The sequence below is a fragment of the Thermaerobacillus caldiproteolyticus genome, from assembly GCF_013761245.1.
Taxonomy (GTDB): Bacteria; Bacillota; Bacilli; order Bacillales; family Anoxybacillaceae; genus Thermaerobacillus; species Thermaerobacillus caldiproteolyticus.
In genome coordinates this window covers 359,693-376,192 of record NZ_JACDUT010000001.1, presented here as the reverse complement: position 1 = coordinate 376,192, position 16,500 = coordinate 359,693, and the positions used below count along the sequence as shown (strand labels likewise).

The 16,500-nt window shown below is 43.0% G+C and carries 18 protein-coding genes; 15 read left to right on the top strand and 3 right to left on the bottom strand.

Annotated features, from left to right (window positions below; all coding sequences use genetic code 11):
- Window positions 1–2: 2 nt before the first annotated feature.
- From HNR31_RS01965 to pheA, 6 genes are all read left to right on the top strand, one after another.
- Window positions 3–335: a ribosomal-processing cysteine protease Prp gene (locus HNR31_RS01965; protein ID WP_181554561.1), complete on the top strand. Its 333-nt coding sequence runs from the start codon at window positions 3–5 to the stop codon at window positions 333–335.
- Between the two features lie 15 nt (window positions 336–350).
- Entirely contained in the window at window positions 351–641 is a 291-nt protein-coding gene (rpmA, locus tag HNR31_RS01960; RefSeq protein ID WP_181554560.1) for a 50S ribosomal protein L27, read from the top strand.
- Window positions 642–986: 345 nt separating this feature from the next.
- On the top strand, window positions 987–1,526 hold the full coding sequence (locus tag HNR31_RS01955) for a sporulation initiation phosphotransferase B (protein ID WP_181554559.1): 540 nt from the start codon (window positions 987–989) through the stop codon (window positions 1,524–1,526).
- A 28-nt stretch (window positions 1,527–1,554) separates the two neighbouring features.
- Window positions 1,555–2,841: a GTPase ObgE gene (obgE, locus tag HNR31_RS01950; protein WP_181554558.1), complete on the top strand. Its 1,287-nt coding sequence runs from the start codon at window positions 1,555–1,557 to the stop codon at window positions 2,839–2,841.
- Window positions 2,842–2,866: 25 nt separating this feature from the next.
- Window positions 2,867–3,310: an ACT domain-containing protein gene (locus HNR31_RS01945; RefSeq protein ID WP_306465154.1), complete on the top strand. Its 444-nt coding sequence runs from the start codon at window positions 2,867–2,869 to the stop codon at window positions 3,308–3,310.
- A gap of 19 nt (window positions 3,311–3,329) precedes the next feature.
- Window positions 3,330–4,178, top strand: coding sequence for a prephenate dehydratase (gene pheA / locus HNR31_RS01940; protein ID WP_181554557.1), 849 nt, complete (start codon window positions 3,330–3,332; stop codon window positions 4,176–4,178).
- A 157-nt stretch (window positions 4,179–4,335) separates the two neighbouring features.
- On the opposite strand, the gene HNR31_RS01935 is transcribed toward pheA, so the two are convergent.
- The 3 genes from HNR31_RS01935 to HNR31_RS01925 form a co-directional block, all read right to left on the bottom strand.
- Window positions 4,336–4,797: an NUDIX hydrolase gene (locus tag HNR31_RS01935; RefSeq protein WP_181554556.1), complete on the bottom strand. Its 462-nt coding sequence runs from the start codon at window positions 4,795–4,797 to the stop codon at window positions 4,336–4,338.
- A 63-nt stretch (window positions 4,798–4,860) separates the two neighbouring features.
- The gene (locus tag HNR31_RS01930) at window positions 4,861–5,400 is read right to left on the bottom strand and encodes a transcription repressor NadR (protein WP_181554555.1); all 540 of its coding nucleotides are present in this window, start codon (window positions 5,398–5,400) and stop codon (window positions 4,861–4,863) included.
- Between the two features lie 6 nt (window positions 5,401–5,406).
- Complete coding sequence (locus HNR31_RS01925; RefSeq protein ID WP_181554554.1) at window positions 5,407–6,540, bottom strand: IscS subfamily cysteine desulfurase; 1,134 nt, start codon at window positions 6,538–6,540, stop codon at window positions 5,407–5,409.
- 101 nt (window positions 6,541–6,641) lie between these two features.
- On the opposite strand from HNR31_RS01925, the gene nadB reads away from it, so the two are divergent.
- The 9 genes from nadB (at window position 6,642) to HNR31_RS01880 (ending at window position 16,400) form a co-directional block, all read left to right on the top strand.
- The gene (gene nadB / locus HNR31_RS01920) at window positions 6,642–8,198 is read left to right on the top strand and encodes an L-aspartate oxidase (protein WP_181554553.1); all 1,557 of its coding nucleotides are present in this window, start codon (window positions 6,642–6,644) and stop codon (window positions 8,196–8,198) included.
- Complete coding sequence (nadC, locus tag HNR31_RS01915) at window positions 8,198–9,037, top strand: carboxylating nicotinate-nucleotide diphosphorylase (RefSeq protein ID WP_181554552.1); 840 nt, start codon at window positions 8,198–8,200, stop codon at window positions 9,035–9,037. Before nadB ends, nadC begins: the two co-directional genes overlap by 1 nt.
- A gap of 13 nt (window positions 9,038–9,050) precedes the next feature.
- Window positions 9,051–10,154, top strand: coding sequence for a quinolinate synthase NadA (gene nadA / locus HNR31_RS01910; RefSeq protein ID WP_181554551.1), 1,104 nt, complete (start codon window positions 9,051–9,053; stop codon window positions 10,152–10,154).
- 261 nt (window positions 10,155–10,415) lie between these two features.
- On the top strand, window positions 10,416–11,879 hold the full coding sequence (gene safA, locus HNR31_RS01905) for a SafA/ExsA family spore coat assembly protein (RefSeq protein ID WP_181554550.1): 1,464 nt from the start codon (window positions 10,416–10,418) through the stop codon (window positions 11,877–11,879).
- Window positions 11,872–12,816 (top strand): phosphotransferase, encoded by a 945-nt coding sequence (locus tag HNR31_RS01900; protein WP_181554549.1) that lies wholly within the window; start codon window positions 11,872–11,874, stop codon window positions 12,814–12,816. Before safA ends, HNR31_RS01900 begins: the two co-directional genes overlap by 8 nt.
- A 35-nt stretch (window positions 12,817–12,851) precedes the next feature.
- Window positions 12,852–13,592, top strand: a complete 741-nt coding sequence (gene nadE / locus HNR31_RS01895) for an NAD(+) synthase (protein WP_181554548.1) — start codon at window positions 12,852–12,854, stop codon at window positions 13,590–13,592.
- A gap of 111 nt (window positions 13,593–13,703) precedes the next feature.
- A complete protein-coding gene (locus HNR31_RS01890) occupies window positions 13,704–14,435 on the top strand; it encodes a YhcN/YlaJ family sporulation lipoprotein (RefSeq protein WP_374058284.1) in 732 nt (243 codons plus the stop codon).
- Between the two features lie 118 nt (window positions 14,436–14,553).
- Window positions 14,554–15,291, top strand: a complete 738-nt coding sequence (locus HNR31_RS01885; RefSeq protein WP_181554547.1) for a YebC/PmpR family DNA-binding transcriptional regulator — start codon at window positions 14,554–14,556, stop codon at window positions 15,289–15,291.
- 653 nt (window positions 15,292–15,944) lie between these two features.
- Window positions 15,945–16,400 carry a BofC C-terminal domain-containing protein gene (locus HNR31_RS01880; RefSeq protein WP_374058287.1) on the top strand — a complete coding sequence of 152 codons (456 nt, stop codon included), beginning with the start codon at window positions 15,945–15,947 and terminating at the stop codon, window positions 16,398–16,400.
- Window positions 16,401–16,500: the final 100 nt, after the last annotated feature.

The following is a 16,500-nucleotide window of genomic DNA, read 5'->3' as shown; positions in this document are numbered from 1 at the left end:
CGATGATAAAGGTAGAAATTGAACGCACAGACGAAGGAAAAATCCAAGCGTTTACGATGAAAGGTCACGCGAATTTCGCGGAACGTGGACAAGATATCGTTTGTGCTGGAGCATCGGCCGTTTCGTTTGGCGCGGTGAATTCCATCATTGCGCTGGCGAACGTTCAACCGCGTATCATGCAAGGGGAGGAAGGCGGCTATCTTCGTTGCGAGCTTCCTGTTATTGAAGACCCGGCAATCGAAGAAAAAGTCCAGCTTCTCCTTGAAGCGATGCTCGTTTCTTTACAAACGATTGAGAGAGATTACGGGAAATATATTCGCATTATTCAACGATAACAGGAGGTGACATACATGTTAAGACTTGATCTTCAATTTTTCGCATCGAAAAAAGGTGTAGGTTCTACAAAAAACGGTCGTGATTCTATCGCGAAACGCCTTGGCGCAAAACGCGCTGACGGCCAATTCGTCACAGGCGGTTCCATCCTTTACCGTCAACGTGGTACAAAAATTTACCCAGGTGTAAACGTTGGTCGTGGTGGCGATGACACACTTTATGCGAAAGTCGACGGTATCGTTCGCTTTGAACGTCTTGGCCGTGACCGCAAAAAAGTGAGCGTTTATCCTGTCACACAAGAAGCATAAGTGAGCGTTGGGAAACTCTAACCTTTTGGTTAGGGTTTTCTTTTTGTCTAGCTTCAGCACTTCAGCAGCCAGCTTTCTTTTGCCCGATAACCTTCTTCTCGAGGCGGGAAACATTTCAGCTGAATTCGAGGAAATTAGGAAGGTGCATTTTTCCGCCACCTACAGGATGTGAACAGCTTTTAAGCAAAACTGGCCCGCCTCTTCTTTTCTTAAAATGCAAGCACTTCTCGGTCAGAAGAACATTTCTTTACGGCATTAGATACTCTCCTCCGCTCTTCTTTACTAGCCGTTTTATTTATCATTTGGTATAATTTTGCTAAAAACGAATGAGTAGGGGCGCCACACATGGAGAAACAATGGAGTATATTGGATGTGCTACGCCATTCCCGACATGATTGGTTAAATAAAATTCAGCTCATTAAAGGGAATTTGGCACTCAACAAGGTCGAACGGGTCAATGACATTATTGAAGAAATCGTTCGTGATATGCAACATGAAACGAAACTAACAAATTTAAAAGCGGCGCGCTTTGCTGAGATGCTAATGACATACAATTGGGAAGCGCGATGTGTTGTACTAGAATACGAAGTGATCGGGGATGAATGTGATTTATCCTCCCATGATGCGGAGTTAACACAATGGTGCCGCTCGTTTTTTGCTGTTATTGAGCAACAAGCGGATATAAATAGGGAAAATTATTTAGAGATTTCTATTGAAGTTGCCAAGAGAGAAATCAGATTGTTTTTTGATTACAATGGAACAATAAAGAATATGAACGCAGTTAAGGAATGGCTTGAAGAGCATAAAAAAGGAATCGCGATTCATATTGATCATTTTCATATACATAATGAAGAAATGACCGTGCTCATAAAGATTGACTTGTAAGCATCAAGAATAGATCGGAGGAAAAAGCATGTTTGTCGATCAAGTAAAAATTTATGTCAAAGGTGGCGACGGCGGAAACGGAATGGTGGCGTTCCGCCGCGAAAAATATGTGCCAAAAGGCGGTCCAGCCGGCGGTGATGGTGGAAAAGGCGGCGATGTCGTATTTGTCGTCGATGAAGGGTTACGGACGCTGATGGATTTTCGCTACCAGCGCCATTTTAAAGCGGCAAAAGGCGAAAATGGGATGTCGAAAAATCAGCATGGGAGAAATGCCGAAGATTTAATTGTCAAAGTTCCGCCGGGAACCGTCGTTATTGATGACGAAACGAAACAAGTCATTGCCGATTTGACAGAAAACGGCCAGCGTTTTGTCGTTGCTAAGGGAGGCCGTGGTGGACGTGGAAATACAAGGTTTGCGACACCGGCCAATCCGGCTCCGGAAATTGCCGAAAATGGGGAACCGGGAGAAGAACGTTATGTCATTCTTGAATTAAAGCTGCTAGCTGATGTCGGGTTAGTTGGTTTTCCAAGCGTCGGAAAATCAACGCTTCTTTCTGTCGTTTCCGCAGCGAAGCCAAAAATTGCGGATTATCATTTTACGACGCTCGTTCCTAATTTAGGGGTCGTCGAAACGGAAGATGGCCGCAGCTTTGTCATGGCCGATTTACCGGGACTAATCGAAGGAGCTCACCAAGGTGTTGGGCTTGGTCACCAATTTTTGCGTCATATTGAGCGAACACGTGTCATTGTTCACGTTATTGATATGGCGGCGATCGAAGGACGCGATCCGTATGAAGACTATTTAGTGATTAACGAGGAACTAAAGCAATATAATTTGCGTTTAACAGAGCGGCCGCAAATTATTGTCGCCAACAAGATGGACATGCCAAATGCCGAAGAAAATTTAAAGGCTTTTAAAGAAAAACTGCAAGAAGACGTACCGATTTTCCCGATTTCTGCCATTACAAGACAAGGACTGCGTGATTTGTTGTTTGCCATTGCTGATCTTCTTGAGACAACGCCGGAGTTTCCGCTTCATGAGGTGGAAGAACCAGCTGTGCAGCGCGTGGTGTATAAACTGGAAAAAGAAGCGCCAGCGTTTACAATCACGCGTGATAGTGATGGAACGTTTATCGTGTCGGGAGAAAAGGTCGAAAAATTGTTTAAGATGACCGATTTTTCAAGAGAAGAATCCATTCGTCGTTTTGCACGGCAATTGCGGGCGATGGGAGTCGATGATGCGTTGCGGGAACGCGGGGCAAAAGACGGCGATATTGTCAAATTGTTGGACTACGAATTTGAATTTATCGATTAATTCAGCGGGGAGGGGACGCGGTCTGTTGGATAAAAAATTTTATTTAGTGCGGGAAGACGTATTGCCAGAAGCGATGCGAAAAGTATTACAGGCAAAAGAATTGTTAGAACGAAAAAAAGTTGATTCCGTTGCCGAAGCAGTGCAAAGAGTGGATGTAAGCCGCAGCGTGTTTTACAAATATCGCGATGCGGTATTTCCCTTTCAAGCAGTTGTTAAAGAAAGCATTGTGACGTTATTTTTCCATTTGGAAGACCGTTCCGGTACGTTGTCGAAGCTGCTTGCTGTTGTCGCGGGGGCTGGATGCAACGTGTTAACCATTCATCAAACGATTCCGCTTCAAGGCCGCGCGAATGTAACTTTGTCCATTAGCACAAGCGATATGCAAGAGGACATTGACGACCTATTAGCAAAATTGCGCTGTCTAGAATTCGTCGAAAAGGTAGAAATCGTTGGTTCAGGGGCGTACTAAGTTAAGGGAGAGGCAAATGATGAAAATTGGTTATTTAGGACCGAAAGCAACATTTACCGATTTAGCAGTCACAACGATGTTTCCACAGGCAGAAAAAATTTCGTACGATACGATTCCCGAATGTATTGATGCTGTGAGTCATGGGAAAGTGGAATTAGGGGTGGTACCGCTTGAGAATGCGCTGGAAGGCTCAGTCAATTTAACGATCGACTACCTTATTCATGAGCAATCATTGCCGATTGTCGGGGAAATTATCGCCCCGATTCAACAACATTTAATGGTGCACCCTTATCATGTGAACGGTTGGAAAGACGTGCAAGAAATTTATTCACATTCTCATGCTATTGCGCAATGCCATAAATTTTTACATACCCATTTTAAAAAAGCGAAGTATGTGTATATGACTTCAACAAGCGCAGCCGCTAAGTTTGTTAGTGAACACCCTCACCTTCATATCGCCGCGATTGCCAATCGGCTAGCGGCGGAAGAATACGGCTTGACGATTGTTCGTGAAAATATTCACGATTACGATTATAACCATACACGATTTATTATTGTCCGTAGACAAAATGAGGAGTTAACGATTGATTCGCCGCTATATGCTGGTGATAAAACGACTTTGATGATCACGCTTCCGAAAGACCAAGCTGGAGCTCTTCATCAAGTGCTGTCTGCGTTTGCATGGCGAAAATTAAACCTAACAAAAATCGAATCCCGTCCCGCTAAAACCGGATTAGGCAACTACTTCTTTATCATTGACATTGATCAAAAAATGGACGACGTACTCATCCCCGGAGCGATTGCTGAACTCGAAGCACTTGACTGCACCGTTCAAGTGTTAGGGAGTTATCCATACTATATTGTTTAAAAACGTTCATAAACGGCAAACATCTTTGAAATCAAAGTGCTGTTTGTTTTGCCAAAAAGGTGAACAGCGAAACATGGATGTGTAAAGATAGTTTTTATCGTGGGTACAAAATCGGTCATAGCTTCAGATGAAAGGAAATCCCCGGCTGTGAAAATAATCACGGCTGCGGGGATGTTTTTACATGTTTGTATAAAATGCGCTGATGGCTCTGTACCATTTGTTTTGGGAGTTGCTCGACATGAAAAAAGCGAAGATCCAATGATTCGTTAGGGTCCATGTGCAGATCTCCGAGAAATTCGTTCGTTTCGTACACTATGGTGACCATATAGAATTCGTCTCCATTGGCTGCCTTCACGTAGTTATTAGCTCCTGAAATAACATCGATCATTTTGCATTTTCCTATTGTCAGCCCAGTTTCTTCTAACACTTCACGCCGTGCCGTTTCTTCTGTGGATTCCCCCAATTCCATCAATCCACCCGGAAGTCCCCAGAAGCCATGCGGATGTTTTCGTTGTTGTAACAATATTTCATCGTTTTTATTTTTGATAATCACCAATGAACCGACTAAGATTAATGGCCGATGTCCGACAAGGGAGCGAAGTTCTTCAATGTATCCCATTTCGTTCTCCTTTCCATTGGTTTAACAAATAAGGCCCTTACTATAAAGGTAAGGGACTTCGTTTCATGATTCAATCAGAAACCCAGCCTTTTTGAGGGCAAGGCAGGCCGCGTCGAGCTTGGCGATGGAGTCCGCTTCCAGCGTATGAAGGTGGGTACCGTCGGTAAGCTGTAATAAGTAAGAGGAATTTGTTTCCTCAATTTTTTGAATGAATTGTTCCACTTCCAGACGGTTGCTGACCATGACGGAAGCGGTTAAATCACCGTAAACGGGATGTTCGATTTTCACATCTTTGACAGTAACGCCGTGATCGACAATAAGCTGCAATTCTTCTTTTGTCTGTTCCGGAGCATGATAGCAAGCAACGACACGAGTATATGTTTCGTGTGGGACGTTGGTTGGAAGGTATAAATAGCCTTGGCTTGTCGCAATAATCGGCTCATTACGCGCTTTCAACAACGAAATGTCCTGCACAATCACTTGACGGCTGACATTTGTTTTCGCTGCCAATTCCGCTCCTGTTAATGGCTGTTCACTTTCTTTGAGCCACTGCAAAATGAGCTTGCGCCGCTGTTCTCCTAAAATTTTCTTCTCCTCTTTCAATCGTTTCTACCCCTTTCTATGTTGACAAATCTCTTCTAGTACGGCCACAAGTCGATCGATTTCCGCAACAGTTGTAAATCTTCCAAAGGAAATGCGCACAAACTGCTTTGCTTCTTCTTTTTCTTTTCCAATCGCCAACATTGTTCGAGAAGGTGCCTGTTTTCCTATTTGGCAAGCACTTCCGGTAGAAATTGCAATGCCATGGCGGTTGCACTCCAACATCGTATATTGTCCTTCGATTCCTTGGACAGAAAGACCGATAATATTCGGTAAATGGGCTTCTGGATGCCCTTCGATTGTAATGGGCAATCTTTTTTCATGAATCAGAGAAATAAAGTATTGCCGCAATTGTTCGAGCCTTGTTTGTTCGTTGATGAGATCGGCACAAATATGTTGCGCCGCTGTGACGAACGATGCGATTCCCGGAACATTGACCGTTCCCGGGCGAAAGCCGTATTCGTGCGTGGCGTTTGGAAAGCAAGCATTCCATTTTATGCGCGGATCGATGTAAACGGCTCCGACTCCTTTTGGACCGTAAATTTTATGAGCAGAAATCGAAAGACTGTCGATACACATTGCTTGGACATCTACATGTATTTTACCAAAGGTTTGGACGCAATCGCTATGAAAGATGACCCCATGTTGGCGCAATCGTTTTCCGATTTCTTGAATTGGCTGAACGGTTCCGATTTCGGGATTAGCATGATGAATTGAGGCGAAAATTGTTCTTGGGGTAATCGCATGTTCGAGTTCCTCGATATCGATCAGTCCAAACCGGTCAACCGGTAAATACGTTACGTCATATCCTTCTGTTTCTAGCTGTTGGAACAAATGATACAACGAGGCATGCTCAGTCGCGGTTGTAATAAGATGGTTCCCTTTATGACGATGTGCTTGAATGATCGAATGAACGGCGAGAATGTTGGACTCGGTACCCCCGCTTGTAAAATAAATTCCACGCTCGTCACCATGAATGAGTGCTGCGAGTTCTTTTCGGCAAATGTCTAACAAGCGATTCGCGGCGCTGCCAATATCGTGTAAGCTGCTCGAATTGCCAAAGTAGGATGTTGCTGCTTCGGTATAAGCGTGCAGCGCTTCTTTGCTCATTGGTGTTGTTGCGGCGTAATCGAAATAAATCATTAAAATCATTCCTTTTTAAAATGATTAAGAAAACTCTTGTCATCAGTTTAAATATATGTCAATATATGTGTCAAGACAGTTGAAAAATAGGAGGCACCTGTATGCCGAAAGAACATGTCATTATTGTCGGAAGCGGTATAGCCGCTTTAGTGACTGCATGGCACTTACATGAATATCGAAATGTGATAATTTTCACAAAATCCAAAAAGGAAGAAAGTAACTCGTGGTTGGCTCAAGGGGGAGTGGCCGCGGCTTTTTCCAAGCAAGATGACTGGCGGTTTCATTATGAAGATACGATGATCGCGGGTGGTTACCATAACGACGAGCGAGCAGTTGAGACGCTCGTTAAAGAAGGTCCGAAACGGATTCGCGAACTGATTGCTGCTGGCTTACAATTCGACACTGATAAAGATGGACGATTTCATCTTGGGAACGAAGGGGCACATCGGCACAGAAGAATTTTGCATGCAGGAGGCGACCAAACAGGGCGAGCGCTTGTTTCGTTTCTGTTGGAGCAGCTGCGCGGGAACGTGACGATCATTGAAGACGAATGTGTCATTGAGTTACTTGTTCATAACGGCCGCTGTATCGGAGTAAAAACGAAAAATCACTCTGGGATTATAGCGGCTCATTACGCGAGTGCCGTCGTTCTTTCGACGGGGGGATGTACGGGGATGTACGAATTTTCTTCGAACGCTTCGACCGTTACTGGTGACGGCATTGCTTTAGCCTATCGCGCAGGTGCGGTTATTACGGATATGGAGTTTATTCAATTTCATCCAACGATGCTTTGTGTTGACGGAAAAGCGGTCGGCCTTATTTCAGAAGCGGTGCGCGGGGAAGGAGCGGTGCTAGTCACCGAAGATGGAACAAGACTGATGGAACATGTCCATCCACAACAGGATTTAGCTCCTCGCGATATTGTTGCCAGAACGATTCATGGGGAGATCATCAAAGGAAATCGCGTATATTTAGACATTTCTAAGATCGCTAATTTTTCGGAGCGATTTCCGGCCATTACGAAGCTATGCAAATCTTATGGAATCAACATTGAGACAGGAAAGCTTCCTGTGGTACCGGGGGCCCATTTTCTCATGGGCGGCATTCAAGTTGATAGTCGCGGGCAAACGTCTATACCGGGCTTGTATGCAGTAGGGGAAGCGGCTTGTACAGGAGTTCACGGTGCGAACCGTTTAGCGAGCAACTCGCTGCTTGAAGGAATCGTCTTTGGCGCACGGGTAGCAGAAACGTTACGGCGGCATGAGCAAAATACGATCACATACGAGCATCTGGAAAATCGATTTGTGAAAAAAAGCAGAAAATTACTGCCAACGAAACAGCAAATTCAAACAATCATGATGCACTATGTCGGAATCGTCAGAGACGAACAACGTTTAACATATGCAAAACAATGGTTTGAGCAATTTTCAATTCCCGATTTCGTCAACACAAATGTCGACGACTTCAAGTTAGAAGAAATCACGATCATCCATATGCTCATTACAGGATGGTTAATCACAACTTCTGCGTTGCAGCGAACAGAAAGCCGCGGAGGGCATTATCGGCATGATTATCCACATGCAGATGAAAATTGGCAACAACGGCGCATTTTGCGGGTAAAACAGGAACTTATGGCCAAAGTGTGGGGGGAAAAATGATGAATACGATGAAATTACAGCAAATGTTGCAGCAATTTTTTCTAGAAGATATCGGTGATCGTGATGTGACAAGCGAAACGATTTTTCCGAACAAAAAACGAGCAACAGGGGAGTTTCTGGCGAAAGAGGAAGGAGTTTTAGCCGGAACGGACATCATCGCAACAGGCTATCATCTGTTAGACCGGGAGATAGAAATCACTTTGCACAAGAAGGACGGCGAACAGGTGAAAAAAGGAGAACTCATCGCTACGGTTTCTGGTCCGATTGCACCATTACTAACCGGCGAGCGTGTCATTTTAAACTTATTACAGCGAATGAGCGGAATCGCAACATTAACCCATCGCGCTGTTACGACTTTAAATAGCGCACACACACGCATTTGCGATACAAGAAAAACAACGCCAGGGTTACGAATGTTAGAAAAATATGCAGTCACATGTGGAGGCGGCTATAATCATCGCTTCGGTCTGTATGATGGAGTGATGATTAAAGATAATCATATTGCCTTTTGCGGCTCGATTACAAAAGCGGTAGAAGCCGTTCGCGGCAAGCTTGGCCATATGATCAAAATCGAAGTAGAAACAGAAACGAAAGAACAAGTGCTAGAAGCGGTTGAAGCGGGCGTCGATGTGATTATGTTTGATAATCGTACTCCAGAGGAAGTGTGTGAGTTTGTCCAGCTTGTTCCTAAACAGATTATTACGGAAGCGTCTGGAGGAATTACGTTAGAAAATCTTGCGCAATACGGAAATACGGGTGTTGATTATATTTCGTTAGGAATATTAACCCATTCAGCGAAAGCATTAGATATTAGCTTTAATATTGAAGGATGGAAATAGGGGGAGAGAAACGATGAATGTGTTAGAAATGATGAAACAGCATGATGACATGCCACAAGACTATAAAACGATGAGTGTCGGGGAAATGGAAGCGCGTGTCCGTGCCATTAAAGAAAAATTTGGAGAACGGTTGTTTATTCCGGGACATCATTATCAAAAGGATGAGGTCATTCAATTTGCCGATGCGACCGGAGATTCATTGCAGCTTGCACAAGTCGCAGCGAAAAACGATAGAGCGGAATATATTGTATTTTGCGGTGTTCATTTTATGGCAGAAACAGCGGATATATTAACAGGGGATCATCAAAAGGTGATTTTACCTGATATGCGAGCAGGCTGTTCGATGGCCGATATGGCGGATTTGGCACAAGTCGAGCGGGCATGGCCGATTTTGCAGGAGCTATTTGGGGATACGATTTTGCCATTAACATACGTAAACTCAACAGCGGCTATTAAAGCGTTTGTCGGGTGTCATGGCGGAGCCACTGTTACATCGTCCAATGCAGAAAAAATGGTTGCTTGGGCATTGACGCAAAAAGAGAGGATCTTTTTCTTGCCGGATCAACATTTAGGAAGAAACACTGCGTATAAGCTAGGAATCGGTCTCGATGAAATGGCTGTGTGGAATCCGCTCACCGACTCACTTGAATATAAAGGAGATGTGAAACGAATCAAGGTGATTCTTTGGAAAGGGCATTGCTCTGTTCATGAAAATTTCACTGTTAAAACTATTGAATACATTCGCCAAACAAAGCCAGATATGAACATTATCGTTCATCCGGAATGCAGCTGGGAGGTTGTTCAGCAGTCGGATTACGCAGGTTCTACGAAATATATTATTGAAACAATTCGAAACGCACCAGCGGGAAGCAAATGGGCGATCGGAACAGAAATGAATTTAGTCAACCGGCTCATTCAACAACATCCAGACAAAGAGATCATTTCGTTAAATCCTTATATGTGTCCATGTCTAACGATGAATCGCATCGATTTGCCGCATTTACTTTGGGCGTTAGAATCATTAGAACAAGGCAAAATCGTCAACCAAATTACCGTTCCATCTTCCATCGCCAAAGATGCCGTTCAAGCGCTTGAACGAATGTTAGCCCATGCATAAGAAAAGCGGAAGTGCTACGAATCGCTCTCAAAGCCAAATGTTCTCCAAGCAAGAGAATGGATTTCATGAATTTCTCTTACCCTATGCTTCGCTTTAAGGAGTTAAAGTAAAACAAGGTCTGATGGAGCATTTCCATCAAGCCTTGTTAATTTTTTATCATAAAATCATCGTTTCGTTCATAAGTTGTGTTGAAGGATCATGGTGACAACAAGCTGAAGCTGAAATACAATGCAAAGAGTTTGGGTGTAGGAGGGGAACGGAGTGAAAATCCATATCGTACAAAAAGGCGACACGCTTTGGAAGATTGCGCAAAAATATGGGGTCGACTTTGAACAATTGAAGAAAATGAACGGTCATTTAAGCAATCCGGATATGATTATGCCGGGGATGAAAATTAAAGTGCCGACAGCAGGAGTCCCTGTCAAAAAAGAAATGCAAAAGAAAGAGACAAAAATTAATATCGCTCCGAAGAAAGAAGTGCCGAATATAGAACATCCATATGCCAATGTGAAACCATTTGTTTCGTTTGACATCGAAGCGGAGGTCTCTCCGAATATTAACGTCAATCCGCCAACCCAAGTAACACCAAAAGAAACGCCGAAAGAAGCAGTGAATAAGATACCGAAAGAAAACATCAAAGAGACACCAAAATCAGTAATAAACGAGGAACCGAAAGAAACGCCAAAAGAAGCAGTGAACAAAGTACCAAAAGAAAATATCAACGAGATACCAAAGGAAAACAAAGTCGTCAATGAAAGTCCATCGAAAATCACTAATGAAGCGCCAAAACCATTAGAAACGAATAAAGAACCTCAAAAAGATTTGGAAAAAATAGTGAATGTATCACCGCTCACGCATACGATTCCACCAGTATCTCCTCAAGCAAATGTCAATTTTTCGAATGTCATACCGAATTTGCCGCCCCTTCCGCCAAAGCCAGCAAATATTTTACCAGGCATTATGAAGCATGATACAGAATTAGAAAGTCCGGAGGAAATAAAAGCAGAAAAAGAAAAAGATATAGATCATGAACAGCCGCCGGAGTTGCCAAAAATTCCTTATGTTCCGGTAATGCCGCAACAAACGTCACCGCAATATGGGATACCGGTACAGCCGAATGTTCAATTGCAAGAACCACCATGCGTTCCGGTTACTCCTGTTTTACCGGGGCACGGATTTTATTATTCGCCAATCTCACCAATAGGAGGATATCCGCCGTATCCACAGCCGCCGATGCCGGGATTGATGGAAAGCAGTTCACATCAGTTTCCGGGTATTCATGAAAGCAGCAGTGAATCGTCGGAGTTCGTACCACCAATGCCTAATGTAGCAGCACCCAATATATCACCAAATATATCACCGAATATACCACCGATGCCCAATGTAGCAGCACCGAATATAAGCCCAGAGACAAAAGAAAATGTACCGCCACAAGTACAGAGTCCTGTACCGTTGCCTTATCCAACAACACCGTGCGTACCTGTTACACCGATTATGCCTGGGTATGGATGGTATCCGCCAGCTTATCAAGGGCCGTATATGCCGGCTGCTCCATCTCATTATCCTGTCCCAACATATCCGGTACAACCGTTTCCTGTTTATCCAACACAACAGCAACCATCTATATATCCCGTTACACAAGCGCCGGGGCAACCGTATTTTCCACCAGCTCCACAGCAATTATTTATGATGCCCGAATATGGAGAGAGCAGCGAACATGACTAATAGAAACGGGAGAGACGATACCATTGATCGTCTCTCTTTTCTTCTTGAGGCGGAATATGGGTTGCATCTCGAGAAACTTACTGTTTTAAAGCCGCGAGTATGGCTCGTTCATACGGATGAAGGGAAGTGGATATTAAAGGGATATCAAACATTTTCAGAAGCGGCTCGGCAGCTGTTATTTCTTCATTCATTAAATCAAGCGGGGTTTTCCAACGCTCCCTCGATACGAACGACGACATTTCAGAACGGAATTTTTACGTTTCAACAAGCGTACTGGATATTACAAACCTACATTCCCCATGTGAAACGATTATCGTTCACTTATGAAAGTGATATTCGTGACGGTCTGACTTTATTGATGAAGTATCATACGTTTACTGAGCAATTAGTCAACATTCCGTTTTTTCGAGCTACGCTTCCTCATTATCATTTGTACGAGAAATGGTGGCAGCGTTATCATTATTTCTATTCTCATTTGCCGTTCATCGAACGAGTGATGGACAAGGAAGAGCTTGCTTTTATTCTTGAATGCGCCCAATATTTCCTGCATTCTTTTTCGCGATTTGCTCCTTCTCTAGCAGAAGAAGCGGTGACCATTATCCACGGAGATGTTGCGTCCCACAATTTTTTACGGACAGAGGAAGGAACGGTATACTTAATTGACTATGATTTAATTGTTATTGCGCCGTCAAGTATTGATTATTTGCAGTACGCGAGTCGCATTTTACCGCATTTACAATGGTCAATGGATCGTTTGCAGGAATTTCCGCCGTTTTCCTTATGGTTAACAAAGCCATGGTTTTTGCATGCACTTCTTTTTCCTGCAGATATTATGCGGGAATGGCGAATTATTTTACAAAACAACAGGCTGTGGACGATTCCCTATTTTCATGAACGTAAACAGTTTGTCCAAAAAATCGTTCATATGATAAGATAACGTATATGTCATTTTTCGTGAAAGGAAGTCGAATGATGGAAGAGAAAATTCAAAAACTGATTGAATGGCTTCGTGAACAAGTGGCAAATGCAGGGCTTAACGGCGCGATTGTCGGAATTAGTGGCGGAATCGATTCCGCAGTTGTAGCTCATCTCATTAAGCGAGCATTTCCTGACAACTCGTTAGGATTAATTATGCCGTGTAAAAGCAATCCGAAAGATAAGGAAGATGCCTTAAAAGTTGTTGAAAGTTGCGGAATTAAGCATTTTGTCATTGATTTAACGGAAACGCATCAAACGTTATTTCGCGAAATTGAAAAGCAGTTAAAAGAAAAAGGCGAGTGGAACGAAGAAGCAGCACGGTTAGGTGATGCGAATACGCGAGCACGCTTAAGAATGACAACATTGTATGCTGTTGCCAATAATTATGGTTACATCGTTGTCGGAACCGACAATGCGGCGGAGTGGCATACAGGATATTTTACAAAATATGGTGATGGCGGAGTCGATTTAGTGCCGCTCGTTCATTTTACTAAAGGAGAAGTTCGCGAAATGGCACGCATTCTTGGCGTTCCTGAAGAAATTATTACGAAAGCGCCAAGCGCAGGATTATGGGAAGGACAAACAGATGAGAGTGAAATGGGAACAACATATGAGATGATCGATAAATATTTAAAAGGCGAAGAAATCCCTGAAAAGGACCGACAAATTATTGAACGCCTACATAACCGCTCTCATCATAAACGTCAATTAGCGATTGCGCCGCCAAAATTCTAGTCTTACCGCTAACTAACAGCGATAAAATCCCCGCTTATTTGCCAAGCTAAGGATAGGTCAAAGGAAGTTTCTTTGACCTCGTTCGAAGGCAAATAAGGGGGGTTTTTTCCGTTGAGAAGAGTAATGACAGCAATTGGGATGGTTTGCCTTGCCGGAGGACTCGCTGCGTGTGCAAATTATGCAGACAATGACAATACGCGATATAACGATACGACCCGCCCGATCGGGTATTATTCCACTGACCGCTTAAACGATCAATATCGCTACGGCCGTTACGGAACGAACCGTGAAAATTATGATAATGCTTATATATTGAATGGTCAAAGCGGCCCAATAACGGATTTTCTAGGTACGGATAACAACCGCACGCGTATTCCAGGTCTCACTCGATTTGATACAGAAACACCAGCTCTTCCGCTTGATGATGATTTCGGTGATGCAGACCGAAATTATCATGGACATTTAAACTCAATGAACGCGAAAACGCATCCATCGTATTATAAACATTATGATGGACGACTAGCAGAAACAGTAGCTCGCCGCGCTGCTACGGTAAAGGAAGTTGGGGATGCGCGTGCCCTTGTCTATAACGACCATGTGTTAGTCGCCATTACAACGAACGAAAAAGACACGAATCGTGTTGAACGATTAGTGTCCAAAGCGATTGCGCCATATACAAAGGGAAAACATGTGCGTGTTGTGTCAAATCCAAGCATGTACAATCGCGTTCGGGTGATTGATAATAACATTCGCTATGGACGTCCGTCTGAAGAAATTGAACGGGATTTAAAAACAATTTTCTATAACGGGCAAATTATTGAGCGTCCAGCTAACCATCGATAAAATCATATAAGGGATGCCACTTGTTATAGGGCATCCCTTCTTGATGAAATTTTACCGTTTCGTGTTTTTTTGGTATAGTAATATCGGAAATTTCGTGTGATGAGAGGAGAAATTTAGAATGGCTGGACATTCTAAGTGGAAGAATATTCAACGCCGAAAAAATGCGCAAGATGCAAAGCGCGGAAAGCTGTTTATGAAGTTAGCGAAAGAGATTTATGTCGCTGCAAAAATGGGCGGAGGTGACCCGAGCACTAATCCGAGCTTACGCCTTGTCATCGAAAAAGCGAAAGCGGCCAATATGCCGAATGAAAACATTGAGCGCGCTATAAAAAAAGCAACAGGAAATCAAGACAATACGAACTATGAAGAGATTCGCTATGAAGGATATGGTCCGGGTGGCGTTGCAGTCATGGTTGTCTGCTTAACTGATAATAAAAATCGGACTGCCTCTAACGTGCGTGTAGCGTTTTCGAAAAACGGCGGCAACCTAGGTGAAACAGGCTGCGTATCCTACTTGTTCGACCGAAAAGGATTGCTTGTCATCGCGAGAGAAGGACTTGACATTGATGAAGACGAAATGCTTCTTCAAGCGATCGAAGCAGGCGCGGAAGAAATGGAAACAACTGAGGACTCATTTGAAATTTATACAGCGCCAGAAACGTTCGAAGACGTCAAAAATCAGCTGGAAGCGAACGGTTTTACATTTGTGAGTGCGGAAATTACCATGATTCCGCAAACATACACGACGCTAACCGGCGACGATTTAACGAAAATGCTCAAACTCATCGACACGCTTGAAGACGACGATGACGTGCAGGAAGTATATCATAATTTAGATGAGTCAGGGATTGAGTAATGATTGTTGATATATCAACGTGTTATGTCCTTATTTCCGCTTAAAACATCCAAAAAATCTGATGGATGATGACATACATTCTAAAAATCATCATCCCGCGTTACGATATCCATCCAATGCATAAGAAATTTACTTTTTATGCAAAGGATGGATTTTTTATGCTTTTACATGAGGTGTTGCAGGGATTTCTTTATTACATCCAAGTCAAGAATTACACAGGGCAAACGATAAAAACAATAATAAGGCATTTATTAAGTATCTACAGAACGAGTGGCAATTTGAAGAAGTTGAAGAGGTCAAGTCATCACATATTAAAGCGTATATGATGTATCTAAAAAACAAAGGCAGAAAAGAAACATACATCAACAGTATTTGCGCTCCCTATTTAATTACTGTGTAGAAGAAGGGGATCTTTCTCCAAAGGAAAATCCTTGTACACATGTAAAGAAGTTTAAATTTGATGTTGAGCACGGATGGTTTAAGTTTCTTTGATTGGGAGCGCTTAGCTATGGAGAAATTAAGCGAAAAGTGACTGAAAAGATTAGAAGGGAATGGATAAAACCTCTTTTATTGGTGAAAATAGAAGTAGATTTTATTTTTACCTTGAAAGAGGGGAAGAGATGGTGCGAGTTCATTCCATTTATGCTATGGCGATGATCGTATGGCTGCTTTCCACATCAAATGTTTTCGCGGAGCCGTCCCCCGTGAAAATGAATGTAATTTTAGAACGAATGTATTTAGATGGGGAAGTCAGTGAAGAAATTAGAGAAGAAACAGTTGTCTCTATGAAAGATATATGGAAAAAATATGAAGGATGGCAGCTTGTCGATATGGATGACGAGCAAATTGTCTTTCAAAAAACGATCAATGACATTTCGCCTCTTTTAAAAGCGAATGGGTATTTTGGGCTGACGAAAAATGGAACGCTGTCCATTTTTGAAGGAAAGCCCAATAAATCATCGCGCGTCATTCAATCGTTTTTCCAAATTGACATCAAAAAGTTAGAAAGCCGGCAACATGAACAATTAAAAAAAGGGATTCGCGTCATTTCGAAATCGCAGTATAAAGATATTATTGAAACATACCGGCATTTTGCGCTGATGCCGTAAAAAGACTTATCGCTACGATAGGTCTTTTTGTTTTGGACAAAGAGGAATATACATTCGCTTTTTTCTCATTGTATGGTACAATGAAAAGCAGTGAGAAAAA